Source organism: Maccoyibacter intestinihominis (assembly GCF_040096355.1).
GTDB classification, from domain to species: domain Bacteria; phylum Bacillota; class Clostridia; order Lachnospirales; family Lachnospiraceae; genus Maccoyibacter; species Maccoyibacter intestinihominis.
The window spans coordinates 91730-111562 of sequence record NZ_JBBMEX010000007.1 but is presented as its reverse complement, the minus strand read 5'-3'; the positions used below and the strand labels follow the sequence as shown (position 1 = coordinate 111562).

The following is a 19833-nucleotide window of genomic DNA, read 5'->3' as shown; positions in this document are numbered from 1 at the left end:
AGCGTGAAAGACTTAAAGCACTTATATTATTTTGAAAAGTTGTTAGAAGATGCGAATAACGAACTTGTGCGTCAGGCACAAAGTGAGGGGCTTAAGTGTATCGCAACGACTTGCGAAAATGTACCGGAACCACTTTTAAATCTTCCGGGAATATTTTCCGTCAGACTGCGTGCACCGCGTACAGGCTCTATGGAGATGGCTACTTATTACATGACAAGTTTTTTGTGTGAGTACAGTAGAGCACTTTTAGAAAGAGCCATTGAAGGCGGTTACAATTTTGTGGACGGTATCGTAACACCGGACGGATGTACGATGATGAACCGCTGTGTGGAGAATATGGAACTGCTTAAAACCATGGGAGAGGGAAAAGATGGATTTTTCTGGGAATATATGGAGATCCCACAGAAGAATGATGACAATGCATTAGAAATGTACACTTTGCAGTGCCGCAACCACATCTTAAAGCCTTTAGCAGAAAAATATGGGATCGACACATCGGATGAGGCTATCCGTGCAGCCGTAGAACAGCACAACGAAGTGTGCCGCCTGATCCGTGCGATCGGTGATTTTCGTAAAGAAGCGAATCCACGCGTAACGGGCTATGAGTTCCATATCCTTACCCTGGTAAGTTATGTGGCACCAAAGCATCTGATCGTAGATAAACTCCGTGAGACATTAGAGGAGATCAAGACGAGAGAGCCGGATGCGGCAGACAAGTATCGTGCCCGTGTCGTTTTTGTCGGCTCCGAGGTGGACGATGTGGATGTGATCAGGTTAGTAGAGGAATCCGGTGCTTATGTCTGTGCAGACCGTTTTTGCTACGGATCTTTGCCGGGACGTGATGAGATTATCTTAAATGACGAGGAAGATGTTGTAAAACAGGTCTGTCGTCAGGTGCAGGGCAGAGCACAGTGTCCACGTTACTGGGATATGGCAAAGATGACAGGCAGACGCGATTACGTTGCAGATCTTGCAAAAGAATACGGCGCAGACGGTATTATTTACGAACAGATGAAGTTCTGTGATCCATGGGCATATGAGCGGATGATCGGTACGATCGTTCTCCGTGATGAGCATGGCTATCCGGTACTTGCCGTGGATCGTCCATATTCCATTGGCTCTTCCGGTCAGATGCGCACACGCGTGCAGGCATTCGTAGAGAGCATTGAGATCAAGAAGATTCAAGGAGGTAAGAAATAATGGCAAAAGAAGTAGGCGCAGAAGCGCTGGGTAGATTTTTTACCGATGGAAAAGTACGAAGCAGACGTGAGTGGCGTGGATTTAAGGATACTTTTTATGATTACACACGCTGGCTCTATATTATGAAGCAGTTAGCTGGCTTTATCATCAAGCCCAGAAATATCAAAGCGATGTTCCGCTATCGCTGGATGGCAAACTATTTAGCAGTACCGATGATGGTCGATAAACATACACAGGGACTTCGCGGACCATACCTTCGTATGTGTCATTTAGAGCAGGATCTCGTTGTCTATGATGTGGCAAAACTTCTTGATAACTTATTCCGCGGAGATCGTCGTATCGGCAATGATAAAGAGTTCTCTAAGAAAGTCGTGCTTGTAGACGAAAACGAAATGACAGCCGTTATGATGGGATTTCCTACCTTAAAGGGACTTTCCCGTGAGACACCGTCTACCTATGTATCGGTTCTTTTGAACCAGAACGCGGCACTGCATTATATCGATGTGGCACAGGAGTTTGGACTTGCCGGTGATGTCTGTCCGATGCCGGAGGCAGAACTTGGCGTTTCCATTGATGATGATGCACCGATCCTTGGTGCCTGTGCCGTACAGTGTAATACAACCTGTGACGGTTCCCTTATGAGTAATGGCGGTATTGCAAAACGTCTGGAATTAGAAGATGGTATACCAATCTTCCAGTTAGCAGCACCGCTGCGCCACAGAGAAGATGACGTACAGGATTACGCAGCACAGGAGATCAGGAACTGTATCGCATTTATCGAAGAAAAGACAGGCGAGAAATGGGATTGGAAATATTACTTTGAGTGTGCAAAACGTGTCAACGAGTCCACCAGACACCGTATGGAATGGCTCGATATGAATAAGACCGATTATCCGCAGATCTTTGGTTCAAATCTTGCACTTTATACCGAGACAAACTACATGGCAATCTGTGGTAAGGTGCCGGAATTTGTCGATGTAGACCGAAAACTTACCGCACTTGCAAATCAGGCATACAAAGACAAGATGATGATGGCAAAAGAATATCGTCACCGTGCGATTGTATGGGGCGTACAGTCGCATTTTTACATGGACTTTTTGCTTTGGATATTAAACTGCTGGGGTATTGTTCCACTGACCGATATGCTTTCTATGGTAAATACCGAGATGATCGCAGAGGAAGATACACCACAGAACCGTGAAAAAGCATATTACGATATGGCATGGCTGACAGAAAACATGATCATGAGAAACCGTACCCATGGCGGTTACAAAGTACTTCTCGATGAACTCTGGGAGTACTGCGAGGAGTTCAATGCTGATATGGTCATTCTCTGGGAGCATATGGCATGTAAGGCACTCAATGGCATGCATGGTCAGTTTGAGGAAAAGGCAAGAGAAAAAGGCATTCATCTGATCTGGGTAACGCACGATCTGTTTGATCCTAGGATCGTATCCCGTCAGGGCGTTCGTGATCAGGTCAATCGTTATATGAGAACTGTATTTAAGGAAGAACCACTGGATCCGTCACTGGAAATTTTACACGACGAGCATTCATGGTAAAAAAGGAGGAGCAAGATGAAATATTATGGCGGATGTGATTCCGGATCAACTTATACAAAATGTGTCATCATCGATGAGACAGGAAAGATGGTGGCAGATGTAACACTTCGCAGCCGTATCAATGCGGTTCTTTCCTGTGAGGAATCCATTGAAAAGGCAGTTGCACAGGTGCCGGATTTGAAATCAGCAGAGGATCTGGCTTATCTGGTAGGTACCGGATATGGACGAAACAAGGTACCGTCAGCAGATGAGAATATCTCAGAGATTTCCTGTCACGCTATGGGTGTGCATGTGGCAGATCCGAATGTTAAGGCAATTATTGATATCGGCGGACAGGATGTAAAGGGTATTGCCATTGATGCCGACGGAACGGTTTTAAACTTTGCTATGAACGATAAGTGTGCGGCAGGAACCGGACGTTTCTTTGAGGCAATGGCAAAGGCATTTGAGATGGATCTTTCAGAATTTTCGAAGTTGTCTTTGAAAGCAAAGAATGTAATCCCGATCACGGCACAGTGTACCGTATTTGCGGAGTCAGAGGTCATCTCCTTAGTAGGCGAGGGCAAGCCGATGGATGAGATCGCCGCAGGTATTGAGTTATCCGTTGCAAAAAGATGTTTTGTGATGTCAAAGAAGGCAGGAGCTGTGGATTCCATCACTTTGACAGGCGGATGTGCAAAGAACGATGGATTAAAAGAGGCTATCGAAAAGGTGTTGAATTTGAAAGTCATTGATCTCCCGATCGACCCACAGCTTATGGGAGCGCTTGGTGCAGCAGAGTTTGCCCGTCAAAAAGGAATGGCGAAGGAAGGAGCGGTTTAATATGGCAACATTTTTACATGTAATTTTGATCATTGCGATCGTATTAGTGTGTCTGTTTGTCTTGAGTTTTATCGTTTACTTTTTTAATCTTGATATGAAACTTACAGCAGCGATCGAACCGCTGATGCAAAAGCATTACGATAAGATAGAAAGAGATACACATCTATGAGACTTTACGATGAGATTATCCATGATATCCTGACTTCTCTTGAAAAGCAGGATAAGCATATCCTTCCGGTTGGTGCTGCGGCAGATCCTGTCAGTAGAGACTGGCAGGATGCCGGAAAAGCAATGATGATCTTACAGTCAGATATGGCATATGAATTAGGAGGGCATAATCTTCCAGCCGTAGGAAATACCTTAGTAACGACGGAGGAAGATTTTGTTCCAGAAGATGAGATTATCCTCATAGGAAAAGATCTGCCGGAGATCACAGAGGATACTCCATATGCGAGGATCGCACTGGTGCGTGTCGCGAAGGACAGTATCGGAACGGGAGATCGGTTATACAATACGATCCGGAATATCGGCTATTTCCGTTACCATATCTATCCGAAAGGGTTTATGCTGCGCGTATCGTCTTCTAATGACAGGGAGAGTGTACGCGTGGCGGCAGAAGCACTGAATGAAGGGTTAAATTTTACGGCGATCGGAAATGCCATACTTCGGGCATTGCATTTACATAAGGAAGTAGAGGCAGTCAGGATCATCTTTATTACAGATCCGAAAGTTGATTACGGCAGATTGCAGGATGGACTCAAAAAAACTAAGCAGATCACGGCAACGATTGACCATATGTTAAAAGATGTCAATATGGATTGCGGTTCCTGTGGATTGCAGGAAATCTGTGATGAAATCGAAGGCTTGCGCGAGATGCATTTTGGCATGAGCGAAGAACATACATAAGTAGTCATAAGAGAATGTTTAGCATCACACAGGTGCAGACAATAGAAACAAACAATAAGAAATGAGAAAAGGAGAGCATAGACATGGACATGAATAAGTACAACGAGTGGCCTGCGAATCACAAAGGCGACAAAAATCCAAGTCCAAAGATCATCGCTTTAGGAAAGCGGATCACAGACGTAGCCGGTCATATGATCGGTGGCGTTACCGCAGAGGATCCGGAATACTGGGGACTTGCAGAGATCATTACAGAGGAAATGGCAGAGGTGGGTCTTACCATGAAAAGACGTGCGCATTACACATTTGACCAGCTCTGTGAAATGAACAAAGACAAGGTAGCAGAAAAAGGAAAAGAAGGTTTCCAGAAGTTACTCGACGAAATGAGTTACATCGGACTGTTAGAGTACGATTATGGTTATCATTATGACCACAATGGCCGTACCGCACCACAGTCAGAAAGACGCTATACACTTCCGATGTTCGTACCGGGATCTGCCGAACTTTTCAACATGGAAGAGATCCCTGGGGATGTCAAGGGAAATCCAAGATTAGAACAGCATCCGGATGTTGCTTCTTTCTTTGAGCGTATGACCTATATCCCATTGGAGGGTATTACACAGATGGTACCTCCGGGTGGTGCCGGTGTCGGCATGCATGTTATTCCGGTAGAAAAAGCAATCTCTATGGAAAACGAAGCCATCGACATTGAAAAATTATCTTACTGGCTGTCAAAGTATGAAGGAAAGATCGGTGTAGGACGTTGTTCCTGCCGTGCTTCCCGTAAGGCGATCAGCGAAGGTGTTGCAGATGATGATTATGGCTGGTGTATCGGTGTCGGCGATTTTGCAGACTATTGCCGTGAGACAGGAAAAGGTCATGACATTACAAAAGAAGAGGCTCTTGAAATCTTACAGCGTGCTGAGGACAACGGTTTCGTACATCAGATCACAAATATCGATGGAGAGAACAAGATCTTTGGTATCTGTAACTGTAACGTAAATATCTGTAATGCGCTTCGTACATCACAGTTATTCAATACACCGAATATGTCACGTTCTGCTTATGTTGCACATGTAGATAAGGAAAAATGTGTGGCTTGCGGACGCTGCGTAGAGTACTGTCCGGCAGGTGCAACCAGATTAGGACAGAAACTCTGTAAAGCAGATGGCACAGAAGTGACCTATCCAAAACAGCTGCTTCCGGATAAGGTAAAATGGGGCAAGGAATACTATGATCCGGATTATAGAGATAATAACCGTATCAATTCTCATAAGACCGGTACCGCTCCATGTAAGACTGCCTGTCCTGCACATATCGCAGTACAGGGATATCTGAAAAAAGCAGCACAGGGCGAGTATACAGAAGCATTAGCATTGATCAAGAAACAGAACCCGTTCCCGGCTGTCTGTGGACGTATCTGTAACAGACGCTGTGAGGATGCATGTACCAGAGGAACCATTGACGAACCGATCGCTATCGATGCAGTAAAACGTTTTATTGCAGAGCGTGATCTGCATGCAGATACCAGATATGTTCCGCCGATCGTTGTTCCTGCCAGCATCCACAAAAACGGATGGGAAGAAAAGATCGCAATTATCGGTGGTGGTCCGGCAGGACTTTCCTGTGCGTTCTATTTAGCAGAGAGAGGCTACAAGCCAACCGTATTTGAAAAGAATGAGAATGCCGGTGGTATGCTCCGCTATGGTATTCCATCTTACAAGTTAGAAAAAGATGTGATCGAGGCTGAAATCGATGTGATGCGCGAGATGGGCGTTGAGATCAAGACCGGTGTAGAAGTCGGAAAGGATATTTCCTTAGACGAACTTCGTGCACAGGGCTACAAAGCATTCTATCTTGCGATCGGATGCTCTGCAGGCCGTCGTCCGGGTGTTCCGGGAGATGATGCAGAAGGAACCTTTACAGCAATCGATTACTTAAAGGATGCAAACTGCGGCGGTGCTGAATATACCGGCAGAGTGGTTGTTGTCGGTGGCGGTAATGTTGCTATCGATGCTTCCCGTGTCAGCGCAAGAAACGGTGCTTCTGAAGTGACACAGCTTTGTTTAGAGTCAGAGAAAGAAATGCCGGCATCGGATGAAGAAGTAAGAGAAGCAGGAGAAGATGGTGTTACCATTAAATGCGGATGGGGACCAAAGGAAGTCCTTGTCAGCGATGGTAAGGTAACAGGTATCGTATTTAAGAAGTGCTTATCTGTATTTGAAGAAGTAGACGGACGCAAGAAATTTGCTCCAAAATATGATGAAAATGAAACGATCACAATTGAATGTGACCGTGTGATCTTCGCCGTAGGACAGCAGTCTGTATGGGGTGATCTGTTAAAGAGCGAAGAAGTAGAGTTCCGTGGACCGGCACTCGTGGCAGACGGACTGACCTATCAGGTACAGGGTGCACCGGATCTCTTTATCGGTGGTGATGTCATGACAGGACCGAAGTTCGCCATTGATGCGATCGCTGCAGGACACTGGGCATCTGAATCCTTACATAGATATGTACAGAACGGTCATATGACGATCGGACGTAATAAATGGGAATTCATCGAACTCAACAAGGATGATATCTTAGTAGAGAGTTATGACAATTCTTCCCGTCAGTCCGAAGGATTTAACGAGACATTAGGCAACAAGTCCTTTAAGGATGCACATATTGCACTTACAGAGGAACAGGTTAAGATCGAGACCTCCCGCTGCTTAGGCTGTGGTGCTACAATTGTCGATGCTAACAAGTGTATCGGTTGTGGTGTTTGTACAACCAAGTGTGCATTTGATGCGATCACACTCCACAGAGATCATCCGGAGTGCTCCACGATGATACCTGCAGAAGATAAGTTCAAGGCAATCGTTCCTTATGAGTTGAAGCGTGCAGTCAAGATCGTATTTGCACCAAAGACAGCAGAGGAAAAGGCTGCGATCAAAGCACACAAAGAAGCAATGCAGGATAAATAATCCTTATCCGTTTTAAAGAGGTTAAAAAAATGCATGAATTAGGAATTGTGTTTCATATTGCAAAAAAAGTGGAATCCATTGCGGTTGAAAACCATGTCAATCATGTTGCCAAGGTGGTCTTAGAGATTGGCGAAGTTTCTACGGTAGTTCCATCATACTTAGAGGACTGTTGGAAATGGAAGTGTACCAAGAGCGGGATCTTAAAAGATTGTGCATTGGAAATAGAGATGATCCCGGCAGTTACATTCTGCGAAGACTGTGAAAAGACCTATGGTACGGTAGAACATGGAAAGACCTGCCCATACTGCGGAAGCGAGCACACCTATCTGGTGCAGGGAAATGAACATACGATCAAGGAGATCGTTGTTTATGAAGAGGACCGTGATGACAATGTCGACGAAAAGGCAGAAAACCATGCCTTAGAAGAAATCGAACATGAGGATAATGGTGCTATGCCGATTGCAGAGGAAACTTCAAAGAAAGCAGAGTCTTTCGAAGAATAGACATAAGCACAATTAAAATCAGAAAAGAAAGCCACATGACTTGTTAGAGATTAACAGGTTATGTGGCTTTTGGTTTAACAGTCCTTTTGTATCTAACGTAATCACCGTCATAAAGTACAAGACTTTTTGCATAAAAGATATAAGAACAGGTATGTAATCAGGTGATAGAATGGGACGGAACAAAGTACCGATCAAATGCAAACATGTTTTTAAAAATGGAGCGAAAGTACCGGAAAAAGAACAGTATACAAAAAAATGGGTAACACTCATTCAAAGATCAGAACAAAACGGCAGTAGGGTGCAAAGATGAAAGTAGCAATCTACTGCCGTCTTTCCGAAGAGGACAAAGACAAGCGCCATGTCACCGATGACAGCGAAAGCATTCAGAACCAGAAATCCATGCTGATCCAGTATGCCACAGAACAGGGATGGGAAATCTATGGGATATACAGTGACGATGATTATACCGGAGCAGATCGGAGCAGACCGGAGTTTAACCGTCTGTTAGAAGACGCCAAACATAAAAAATTTGACATTGTGCTCTGTAAAACACAATCGCGTTTTACAAGGGAGTTAGAATTGGTAGAAAAATATATCCACGGATATTTTCCAATCTGGGGCATCCGTTTTGTCAGCATCGTAGACAACGCGGATACGGAAAATAAAGGAAATAAAAAGTCAAGACAGATCAACGGACTGGTCAATGAGTGGTATTTAGAAGATATGTCAGAGAATATCAAAAGCGTATTAACCGATAAGCGGAAAAACGGTTATCACATCGGGGCATTTGCACTCTATGGCTATCAGAAAGACCCACAGCAAAAAGGACATCTGCTCATAGACGAGGAAGCGGCTGAGGTTGTGAGAGAAGTGTTTACCCTGTTTTCACAGGGGTATGGTAAGACTGCGATTGCAAAAATCTTAAATGAGCAGGGGGTGCCAAACCCAACCGAATACAAAAGACAAAAAGGACTTCGTTATCAACAGCCGGAAAGCCAAAACAGTACACTCTGGCGATATTATACGATCAGTGCCATGCTCCGCAATGAAATGTATATCGGAACGATGGTGCAGGGCAAATATGGAAGTGTTTCCTATAAGACGAAGCAGAACCGCCCACGTCCGAAAGAAACGTGGTATCGGAAAGAGAATACCCATGAGGCAATTATAGATCAGGAACTATGGAACACGGTCCAGAGGATGTTAGAGGAGAAAGCAAAGCCGTTTGCTACAGGAAAAACAGGGATTTTTGCAGAAAAAGTAAAGTGTGCCGGATGTGGTTATCACATGCGTTCCACAAAGACAAAAGACCGCTATTATCTAAAGTGTGCTACACATCATATTGCAAAAGATGCCTGTGAGGGAGCGTTTATTTCTGTAAAAGCATTAGAGGATGCCGTCTTATCGGAGATTCACCGGATGTCTAAGGAATATCTGGATATAGAAACATTAGAGAAAAATCTGAAGCTGGATACAGATATCAGAAGGCAGCAGGAGCAGTGTGAAAAAAAGATAGAGACCTATCAAAAGAAGCAACAGACCTATCAAAAAGGGATCAGTCAGGCTTATCTGGATAGAGTCAGCGGGATCTTAACAGAAAAAGAGTATCTAGAATTGACAGAAGAATTCCGACAGGGAAAACAACAGTCAGAAAAGCTGATGGAATCTGAAAAAAAGAGGTTAACGGAACTTACGGAACGATTAGAAAAAGGGGATGAACGCGGCAAGCGTATTTTAAAATACATAAATCCGGAATTTTTAACAAAAGAAATTGTTGAGGAACTGATCGATCATATTGTCGTTGGAAAAAAATCGAAAGAGACGGGAGAAATACCAGTGGAGATACATTGGAATTTTTGAAAGGTTGTTCCTGCAAATCCGCAGCAGAGCAGAAAGCCCGCACCACCTATGACAACATTCTTCGCCTGGTCAAAGACCCGGATGTCGCAGATCCGATCCGTTTCTTAAGAGAGCGTGAGATCGTTCACTTCCAGAGATTTGGTGAAGGACTTAGAAAAGTACAGGATGAACTGGATTCAAAGAATTTCTATGCATTCAATCCGGCATTTGATTAAAACACAGCAGGGTAGTGGAAATCCACTATCCTGTTTTATTATTTCATAGGAAAGACCGTGTTACATTAACGTGCAAAAGCAGACGCTTTCCTATGAAATAAAAACGCTCCGCGAGGATGCACAGCTCGCGGTAAGGAAAATATCGCTTTGCGAACCGCGAGCGCGCGGAACAAAAGCTGTGCTATTGAAGTATCTGAAAATCGCGAAGTGTGCGAAGCACACTTTTGTTCAAAAATGAGACTCAATATCAACAATATTGACAACATTTTCTCAATAAAATATAATGAAGCCGAACAAAAGAAATTTAGAAAAGAGGAACGCAAGAAGTGACACTGGATTTATTACCAATCAAAACAAAAGCAGTCATTACGAAAGTAGGCGGCGAGGGAGAACTGCGCTGTCGTCTTTTAGATATGGGACTGATTCCCAAGACTGTAGTAGAAATCAGAAAAGTTGCTCCCATGGGAGATCCGATAGAATTAGAAATCAGAGGTTATACCCTGACGATCCGGAAAGAGGATGCAGCAAAAATTGAGGTAACGGAGGACATGCCATGATTTTTGCATTAATAGGGAACCAGAATTGTGGAAAGACCACTCTGTTTAACCAGCTTACGGGCGCAAATCAACATGTGGGAAATTTTCCGGGAGTTACGGTGGATCAGAAAGTAGGAGAGATCAAAGAGCATAAGAATTGTTCCGTGGTCGATCTGCCGGGAATCTATTCGCTGCGTCCTTATACGAGCGAGGAGATCGTAACGAGAGACTTTTTGATCAATGAAAAGCCGGATGCCATTATCAATATTGTAGATGCAACCAATATAGAGCGAAATCTGTATCTGACTCTGCAGCTCTTAGAGATGCAGATCCCAATGGTATTAGCCTTGAATATGATGGATGAGGTGCGAAATAACGGCGGTTCCATAGATGTTATGGGAATGTCAGAAAAATTAGGCATTCCGGTTGTGCCGATTTCTGCAGTAAAGGCAGAAGGAATTTCAGAACTGGTGGAAAAGGTGATACGGACTGCCGAGAAAAAAAAATATCCGAAGATCACGGATTTTTGTGAAAAAGGACCGGTACACCGCTGTATCCATGCTCTTTCGCATCAGGTGGAAGACCATGCGCAGAATCTTGGAATTTCTCCGAGGTTTGCAGCAACCAAAGTGGTCGAAAATGATGTGGAAATTATCAAAAAGCTGAATTTCAGCCAAAATGAGTTTGAAATGATGCAGCATTCCATAGAAGAAATGGAAACAGACCATAAGATGGATCGCAATGCAGCGTTAGCGGATATGCGATATACCTTTATTGAAAAAGTATGTAAAGATACGGTCAAGCATCCGAAAGAAAGCAAAGAGCATAAAAGAAGTGAAAAGATTGACAGAATTTTAACGAATAAATATCTTGCAATTCCAATGTTTTTAGCAATTATGATGTTAATTTTTCATTTAACTTTTGGACTGATAGGAGCATGGCTGAGTGATCTGTTGAGCCTTGGGATTGAGCAGATCACGGATATCTGTGATAAGGGACTGACTGCTTATGGGATCAATCCGGTGGTACATAGCCTGATCATAGATGGCGTATTTGCAGGAGTCGGAAGTGTATTGAGCTTTTTGCCGGTTATTGTGGTGTTATTTTTCTTTTTATCCATTTTAGAAGATTCCGGTTATATGGCAAGGATTGCATTTGTAATGGACAAGCTGTTACGAAAGATCGGACTTTCCGGGAGGAGTTTTGTGCCGATGCTGATCGGATTCGGATGTACCGTGCCGGCAGTTATGGCAACGAGGACACTTTCTTCTGACCGCGACCGGAAAATGACGATCATGTTGACCCCGTTTATCAGTTGTTCGGCAAAGATACCGGTATATTCTGTGTTTGCCATGGCATTTTTTAAAGACCATGCGGCACTGGTGATGATGGCACTTTATGTAACCGGGATCGTAGTCTCTATTTTGGTGGCACTGATCCTAAAGGGAACTGTTTTTAGCGGAAAGCCGGTGCCTTTTGTCATGGAACTTCCAAACTATCGTCTGCCATCGGTAAAGAGTGTATTGCAACTGATGTGGGATAAGGCAAAAGATTTTTTACAGAGAGCATTTACGATCATATTTGTGGCAACGATCATCATATGGTTTTTACAGACCTTTGATACACGAATCAATGTGGTAACGGACAGTGCAAACAGTCTGTTAGCAGTGCTTGGAAGATGGGTAGCCCCGATTTTTACTCCGCTCGGTTTTGGAGATTGGAGGATTTCTACTTCGCTGATCACAGGATTTACGGCAAAGGAAGCCGTTGTAAGTACGATGAGCGTGTTGTGTGGCACAAGTATGTCCAATCTGCCGCAGACGTTGGGAAGCTTTTTCACACCGCTTTCCGCAGTCAGCTTTTTAGTATTTACACTGCTTTATACTCCATGTGTAGCAGCAATTGCAGCAATTAGACGGGAGATGGATTCTGCGTTACAGGCAGTCGGAATTGTAATCATGCAATGCGTCATCGCATGGCTGGTTGCATTTGGCGTATACCGGATCGGAAGTCTGCTATAGGAGGCAGGAAAAAGAGATAACATGAATATTTTGGACTGGATTTTATTAGGAGGCATCGGAGTGGCAGTATTTGTGGCTGTCCGATGCATTTGTAAGAAGCGTAAAAACGGGGATTGTATCGGTTGCAGCGGCAGTTGTGCCTCCTGCATGCGACAAAAAAATACGAAAAAATAGTATTAAATTTAGTACATGCACAAATTCCCTTGTCATAAGAGAAATCCTATGTTAGATTAGTATTAAGATGAAAGTGTTAAATAATTAACAATATTTTACATAGAAAACCATATGTAGCGAAATAGGAGGAAAGTATGAGAGGAATTCAGACACCGGTGTCGGAAATCAGACACAAAATTTTTACGGAAATTGCAAGGGTAGCATATGAATCAGAGAATATCAATGATTCTATTGAGGCAATTCCATTTAAAGTTTGTCCGGGAGATATTGCAAGCTACCGTGAGAGCATTTTTCATGAGAGAGCCATTGCATCTGAGCGGGTTCGTCTTGCCATGGGTATGTCACTCAGACCGGCAGATCATGTAGTGCATGTAACAAGCGGATTAGAAGAGAGTAATATTGCGGAAAAATATTATGAGCCGCCTCTTATGCAGGTCATTCCATCTGCCTGCAATTTCTGCGAGGACAAAAAATATGAAGTTTCTAATATGTGTCAGGGCTGTATCGCACATCCATGTATGGAGGTCTGTCCAAAGGATGCGATTTCCCGTGTAAAGGGAAAAGCCGTGATTGATCAGGAAAAATGTATCAAATGTGGTAAGTGTAAATCCGTCTGTCCATATGATGCCATTGCAAAAAAAGAAAGACCGTGTTCTATGGCATGTGGTGTAGGAGCCATTGGTACAGACCAGTATGGTCGTGCAAAGATTGATGCAGAGAAATGTGTTTCCTGCGGTCAGTGTATGGTAAGCTGTCCGTTTGGAGCGATTGCAGATAAGTCACAGATTTTCCAGTTGATTCGTTGTATGAAGCAGGGGGGAAACGTAATTGCAGAGGTTGCACCGGCATTTGTAGGTCAGTTCGGACCGGACGCAACACCAAGCAGAGTAAAAGCTGCATTGTTAGAGCTTGGATTCAGTGATGTTGTAGAGACTGCATTAGGTGCAGACATCGGAGCCGTTGCAGAAGCACATCACTATGCAAACCATGTAGCAACCGGAGAACTTCCATTCTTATTGACATCCTGTTGTCCTTCCTGGGCAATGCTTGCGAAGACACAGTTCCCGGATCTGATCGAGAGTGTATCTTCAGAGTTGACACCGATGGTAGCAACAGCAAGAAGTATCAAAAAAGAACATCCGGATGCAAAAGTCGTCTTTATCGGACCTTGTGCCGCAAAGAAATTAGAGGCAAGCCGCCGCGAGGTACGAAGCGATGTAGACTTTGTTATCACCTTTGAAGAATTGAGCGGAATGTTTGAAGCAAAAGGAATCAATCCGAATGATGAAAAAGGAGAAGGTTCTATGCACAATGCGACAGCAGCAGGACGTGGATATGCCGTTGCCGGAGGTGTTGCAGAGGCAGTTACAAACTGTATCCATGAATTCTATCCGGATATTGATGTTAAGATTGAACATGCAGAAGGTTTAGCAGAGTGTAAGAAAGTATTAATGCTTGCAAAAGCAGGAAAGAAAAACGGCTGCATGATCGAAGGAATGGGCTGTCCGGGAGGCTGTGTAGCAGGAGCCGGAACAATTCTTCCAATTGCAAAAGCAAAAGTTGAAGTTGAAAAAATGAAGAAAGCATCTTCCCGTCAGCTTCCACCGAAAGAATTAAGTGAGATTGAATTAGACTAAGCATTTTATTCGTATAAAGTCACAAAAACTGTAGAAAATACCGAACAGGGATTGAAAAATAAAATCCCCGAGGAGGTGTTGGAATGGTCAAGTGGTTTTATTATCCGAACAGGGAAAATGAAATTTCCAACAAAGGGTGGAAATTCAATATCACAGATATGAACGGAATGACGTATCGTGATGACTTGCAGTTTGACATCACAAATATGAATGGAATTACTGATCAGGATCATTTACGGTTTGATATCACAAATCTCAACGGGATATCAGACCGTGATGACATCAAATTTTCCATTACAAATATGAACGGACTGACAGTCTAGGAAAATCCGTTCCGACAGTTGATGAAACGCCATGAATGTTATATAATATTTCATGGCGTTTTTATCGTTTTATAGAAAATAGCTGTTTTACAATACAGAATAGACAGATGAGAATACCATATCACAACCGTAAACAGGAGGGAAACACCATGACAAAAGTAAGGACAAGATACGCACCAAGTCCGACCGGAAAAATGCATGTGGGAAATTTGCGTTCCGCATTGTATGAATTTTTAATAGCAAAGCATGCCGGAGGAGAATTTATGCTCCGCATTGAAGATACAGACCAGGAACGTTATGTAGAGGGAGCAACGGAGATCATCTACCGTACCTTAGAGACCGCAGGGTTAAAACATGACGAGGGACCGGACAAAGATGGCGGTTATGGCCCTTATGTACAGAGTGAGCGTATGAAGACCGGCATTTATCTGAAATATGCAAAAGAGTTAATTGAAAAAGGCGAGGCATATTATTGTTTTTGTGATAAAGAGCGCTTAGAGTCCATCAAGACAGAGGTCGTAGAAGGAAAAGAGATCACGATGTATGACAAACACTGTCTTTCTCTATCAAAAGAGGAGATAGAGGCAAATCTGTCTGCAGGAAAACCATATGTCATCCGCCAGAATATCCCAAATGAAGGTACAACGACCTTTCATGACGAATTATACGGAGATATTACCGTGGAAAATGCAGAGTTAGACGATATGATCCTGATCAAATCCGACGGATATCCGACCTACAATTTTGCAAACGTGGTAGATGACCATACCATGAATATCACACATGTTGTCCGTGGTAATGAATATCTGTCTTCCGCACCAAAATACCAGCGTCTGTATGATGCGTTTGGTTGGGAATCACCGGTTTATATCCATTTGCCGTTAATTACCGATGAAAACCATAAGAAATTATCCAAGCGAAGCGGTCATGCATCCTTTGAGGATTTATTAGAGCAGGGATTTTTACCGGAGGCGATCGTAAACTACATCGCATTATTAGGATGGAGCCCGGAAGATAACAGGGAAATCTTTACCTTAGACGAACTGATCCGTGACTTTGATTATCACAGGATCAGCAAATCCCCGGCAGTATTCGATATTGTCAAACTGAAATGGATGAATGGGGAATACTTAAAAGCAATGGACTTTGATGCATTTTATGAGGCAGCAGAGCCATATTTAAAGAAGGCTATTACCAAAGATTTAGATCTTCGCCGGATTGCAGAGATGGTCAAGACCAGAATCGAGATCTTCCCGGATATTGCAGAGCATGTGGATTTCTTTGAAGAAGTACCGGAATATGATATCAGCATGTATGCGCATAAAAAAATGAAGACTTCACCGGAATCTTCCTTAGAAGTCTTAAAGGACATCCTGCCACGCTTAGAGGCGCAGGAAGATTATTCCAACGATGCACTCTATGCAATGCTTTGTGAGTATGTAAAAGAAAAAGAATACAAGAATGGTTATGTGATGTGGCCGATCCGTACCGCAGTGTCAGGAAAACAGATGACACCGGGTGGCGCAACAGAGTTAATGGAAGTCTTAGGAAAAGAAGAATCCATCTCCAGGATCAAAGCAGCCATTGAAAAATTAGAAAAAGAATTATAAAAGAACCATAAAAATGAAATCATCTTTTAACAAACCTCAATCTGAGGCAATTACCCATGGGAAAGGACCGGCATTGATATTAGCCGGTCCCGGAAGTGGGAAGACTCTTGTAATTACCCAACGGGTGAAAAATTTAATCGAGAAACAACATATCAGACCATCGAATATCTTAGTCATTACGTTTACAAAAGCGGCAGCGACACAGATGAAGGAAAGGTTTACGATCCTGATGGGAGAGGGACGCTATCCGGTCACTTTTGGAACATTTCATGCCGTCTTTTTTTCTGTACTCAAAAATGCCTATCACTATACGGCACAGAATATCATCAGAGAAGAGAAAAAGTATCAGATTTTGTATGATATTATCCATCGTATGGAGTTAGAGTACGAGGATGAGCAGGAATTTATGAGCGGAGTGTTGTCAGAGATCAGTCTGGTAAAAAATGAAAGGATCGATCTGGCACATTACTATGCAAAGAACTGTGCGGCAGATATTTTCCGAAAGATTTATCAGCAGTATGAGGCAGGCAAACAAAGAGCAGGACTCATCGATTTCGATGATATGCTTGTCTATACTTATGAACTGTTCCGTGAAAGAAAGGATATTTTAGCCCTTTGGCAGAAACAGTATCCCTATATTTTGATCGATGAGTTTCAGGATATTAATAAACTGCAGTTTGAGATTGTAAAAATGATGGCATTACCGCATAATAATCTTTTTGTGGTGGGAGATGATGACCAGTCTATTTACCGTTTCCGTGGTTCGAAACCGGAGCTGATGCTGGGATTTACCAAATCCTATCCCGATGCAGAAAAGATTCTGTTAGATACCAATTACCGCTCAGATCGTGAGATCATAAAGGCAGCCGGAAACCTGATCGCTCACAACGGTGAACGTTTTTCAAAAAAGATCATGGCACAGAGTGCACAGCCGGGCGAGGTGGAATTTGCGATCTACAAGAATCAGTGGGCGGAAAATGAGGCCGTCATTGCAGATATCAAAAGACAGGTACAAAGGGGCGTTCCCTATCAGGAGATTGCGATTCTATTCAGGACGAATATCCAGCCGCGGATGCTGATGCGGCAGCTGATGAACCACAATATCCCGTTTATCGCAAAAGATAAGATCCCGAATCTGTATGAGCACTGGATCGCAAGAGATATCTTTACCTATATCCGTATTGCACAGGGCAGCCAGGAGAGAAAAGATTTTTTAAAGATCATCAATCGTCCGAAACGTTATATCGGAAGAGAGAGCTTAGAGGAACTGAGTGTTGCCTTTGATGTCTGGATGGAGTATTATAAAGAGCAGCCGTGGATCGCAGAGCGGATCGACCGGTTAGAATATGACATCCGTATGTTATCGATGATGAAGCCTTATGCGGCAGTCAATTATATCCGGGGCGGTATCGGATATGATGATTATTGCAGGGAATATGCAAAGTACCGCCACATTCGAGAGGAAGAACTCTTAGAAGTGTTAGATGAGCTGCAGGAAAGTGCAAAAGAGTACCAGTCCTATGAAGCCTGGTTCTTACATATGGAGGAATATAAAGAGGAGTTAGAACGTCAGGCAAAAGAGCAGAAGCAGCAGCCGGACGGAGTTACATTAGCAACCTTACACAGCGCGAAGGGGTTAGAATATGATATCGTCTATCTTGTCGATGTCAACGAAGGGATCATGCCTTATAAAAAAGCGGTATTAGAGCAGGATATTGAAGAAGAGCGCAGAATGTTTTATGTGGGAATGACGCGGGCAAGACACCGGCTGTCGATCAGTTCAGTACAGGAGTATAATGGGAAAAAATCAGAGATTTCCCGTTTTGTCGCAGAAGCGGGGAGAGCAGAGACAGGAGAACAGAGGATAAATAAAAAAGCAACATAAAAGACAATAGAAAAAGAAAGACGAAAGAATATATAGGGCAATATAAAAGAGAATATAAAATAAACGGGATTCCGGATCATCCGGAATCCCGTTTTTGATGAATGTTTCCTTGATCAAAATTAAATCAAAAGTTTATTTAATCCATATCCTCATATGCTGCTTCATCGAGTAACTCATCAAAGCGGTCTGCAACAGCTTCGTATTCTTCATCGTCCTCAATGTTTTCTAAAGAAGGATTACCCTCTTCGTCTTCAAAATAGCGATAGATGAATACTTCGCCTTCTTCATTTTCATTGCCGTCCTCATCTAACGGAAGCAGAGCAATATAGTTCTGTTCCTCTAATTCAAAGATGGTAAGGATGGCACATTCTACTTCGCTGCCGTCATCAAGAGACAGTGTGACCTGCATATCAGATTCATCATCCACCGGATTCTGTGCATTGTTTCCCATAATTAAATCTCCTTTTAATAAAAATGTATTTAGTATTTATATGATAGCCTGAATATAGAGATCAGGTCTGTCATTTAAATCAAGAAAGGTCTGGTCTTCTAGCTGGATGACCGGTCGTGTCAGTCTCTGCGTGATCAGAATGATTTTACCGGTTTGTCCATTGCTTAAAAGCACGTTGTTATTGACATAGGTATTTGCAATATGCTCTAAGAAGCAGAGGATAAACTGTGGATTGTAACGGTTTAATCCCTCTAATTCAAAGGAAGCAATTACCTCAAACGGACAGAGCGCACGTCGGTAACATCTGTCAGAGGTCATGGCATCATAGACATCTGCGATTGCAACAATGGCTGCCATATCGTCAATTTCCTTACCGACAAGATGATTTGGATAGCCGGTGCCGTCATATCGTTCATGGTGCATCAAAGCAGCATTTTTTATTCGTTCATCCAATGGCTGATCCTTTAAGATGTCATAGCCAAGCTGGGCATGCGCTTTGATCACTTCGTATTCTGCATCGGTTAATTTGCCTTTTTTTAAGATAATGGCATTCGGAATCTTGCATTTGCCAATATCGTGAAGCAGTCCGGCAAGCGTTAAAACATCTAAGTCCTCGTCGGAATACTTTAACCACATACCGAACATCCTCGAAATGATGCTGACATTCAGACAGTGGGCATAGGTAGAGTCATCAATCTGACGCATATTATGTAAATTGTCAAAAATAGAGATCGTAGTTGACTGTTTGCCAAACAGGCCAACGGATTCGGAAAGCAGTTCGGCCTGGTCGATTGGGTCCGTACGGTCGATCAAATCATTTAAGGACGATTTAAGAAAACGGATTTTCTTCACATAATCGCTTTTAAACCGCTGGAAAGAACGGGAAGAGCGGATCTTTTGTGAATAAGACAGGGTTACCTGTTCCGTCTTTTGCATAGATGCGATAGCGGCAGACGGGATCGTACCATCTACAATGGAAGCAGATGGAATATTATAATAGCTCAGATGAGCGATCATCTGATTCGTAAGTTCCGTGTCAGCAGCTACGATAAGCTGTCCATGTTTAGATAAGACCGGTTCGGCTGTGATCATTCCTGGGGTTAAATCTTGTGTTTTTACGGTACGCATATGGCTCCTTTACAAAATATCATTCATTTTATACATA

The 19833-nt window shown here is 43.2% G+C and carries 13 protein-coding genes and 3 pseudogenes; 14 read left to right on the top strand and 2 right to left on the bottom strand.

Annotation, left to right across the window (positions count from 1 at the left end; genetic code table 11):
* Positions 1-3: 3 nt before the first annotated feature.
* From WMO43_RS08255 to WMO43_RS08185, 14 genes and pseudogenes are all read left to right on the top strand, one after another.
* Positions 4-1200, top strand: a complete 1197-nt coding sequence (locus WMO43_RS08255) for a 2-hydroxyacyl-CoA dehydratase family protein (protein ID WP_353530861.1) — start codon at positions 4-6, stop codon at positions 1198-1200.
* On the top strand, positions 1200-2762 hold the full coding sequence (locus WMO43_RS08250) for a 2-hydroxyacyl-CoA dehydratase family protein (protein ID WP_177963445.1): 1563 nt from the start codon (positions 1200-1202) through the stop codon (positions 2760-2762). Before WMO43_RS08255 ends, WMO43_RS08250 begins: the two co-directional genes overlap by 1 nt.
* Before the next feature lie 15 nt (positions 2763-2777).
* A complete protein-coding gene (locus WMO43_RS08245; protein ID WP_353530860.1) occupies positions 2778-3584 on the top strand; it encodes an acyl-CoA dehydratase activase in 807 nt (268 codons plus the stop codon).
* Between the two features lies 1 nt (position 3585).
* Complete coding sequence (locus tag WMO43_RS08240) at positions 3586-3753, top strand: hypothetical protein (protein WP_177963443.1); 168 nt, start codon at positions 3586-3588, stop codon at positions 3751-3753.
* Positions 3750-4490 (top strand): carbon monoxide dehydrogenase, encoded by a 741-nt coding sequence (locus WMO43_RS08235; protein ID WP_353530859.1) that lies wholly within the window; start codon positions 3750-3752, stop codon positions 4488-4490. The genes WMO43_RS08240 and WMO43_RS08235 overlap by 4 nt, the downstream gene beginning before the upstream one ends.
* Positions 4491-4579: 89 nt before the next feature.
* A complete protein-coding gene (locus WMO43_RS08230; RefSeq protein WP_353530909.1) occupies positions 4580-7453 on the top strand; it encodes an FAD-dependent oxidoreductase in 2874 nt (957 codons plus the stop codon).
* 29 nt (positions 7454-7482) lie between these two features.
* Positions 7483-7821: pseudogene (locus tag WMO43_RS08225) on the top strand (hydrogenase maturation nickel metallochaperone HypA); the annotation flags it as partial.
* A gap of 441 nt (positions 7822-8262) precedes the next feature.
* Positions 8263-9816, top strand: a complete 1554-nt coding sequence (locus tag WMO43_RS08220) for a recombinase family protein (RefSeq protein ID WP_353530858.1) — start codon at positions 8263-8265, stop codon at positions 9814-9816.
* Between the two features lie 20 nt (positions 9817-9836).
* Positions 9837-10031 (top strand): annotated as a pseudogene (locus WMO43_RS08215) (manganese catalase family protein); the annotation flags it as partial.
* 326 nt (positions 10032-10357) lie between these two features.
* A pseudogene (gene feoB / locus WMO43_RS08205) lies at positions 10358-12588 on the top strand (ferrous iron transport protein B).
* 308 nt (positions 12589-12896) lie between these two features.
* Positions 12897-14399: a 4Fe-4S dicluster domain-containing protein gene (locus WMO43_RS08200; protein ID WP_353530856.1), complete on the top strand. Its 1503-nt coding sequence runs from the start codon at positions 12897-12899 to the stop codon at positions 14397-14399.
* An 83-nt stretch (positions 14400-14482) separates the two neighbouring features.
* Positions 14483-14722 carry a hypothetical protein gene (locus WMO43_RS08195; protein ID WP_177963435.1) on the top strand — a complete coding sequence of 80 codons (240 nt, stop codon included), beginning with the start codon at positions 14483-14485 and terminating at the stop codon, positions 14720-14722.
* A 149-nt stretch (positions 14723-14871) separates the two neighbouring features.
* Entirely contained in the window at positions 14872-16332 is a 1461-nt protein-coding gene (gene gltX / locus WMO43_RS08190; protein ID WP_353530855.1) for a glutamate--tRNA ligase, read from the top strand.
* A gap of 13 nt (positions 16333-16345) precedes the next feature.
* Positions 16346-18217 (top strand): ATP-dependent helicase, encoded by a 1872-nt coding sequence (locus WMO43_RS08185; protein WP_353530854.1) that lies wholly within the window; start codon positions 16346-16348, stop codon positions 18215-18217.
* Positions 18218-18353: 136 nt separating this feature from the next.
* Here WMO43_RS08185 and WMO43_RS08180 read toward each other — a convergent pair whose 3' ends face one another.
* Together WMO43_RS08180 and WMO43_RS08175 are read right to left on the bottom strand one after the other, a co-directional pair.
* Positions 18354-18668, bottom strand: a complete 315-nt coding sequence (locus WMO43_RS08180) for a DUF1292 domain-containing protein (protein WP_353530853.1) — start codon at positions 18666-18668, stop codon at positions 18354-18356.
* Between the two features lie 36 nt (positions 18669-18704).
* Positions 18705-19796, bottom strand: coding sequence for an HD-GYP domain-containing protein (locus WMO43_RS08175; protein WP_177963339.1), 1092 nt, complete (start codon positions 19794-19796; stop codon positions 18705-18707).
* Positions 19797-19833 lie beyond the last annotated feature (37 nt).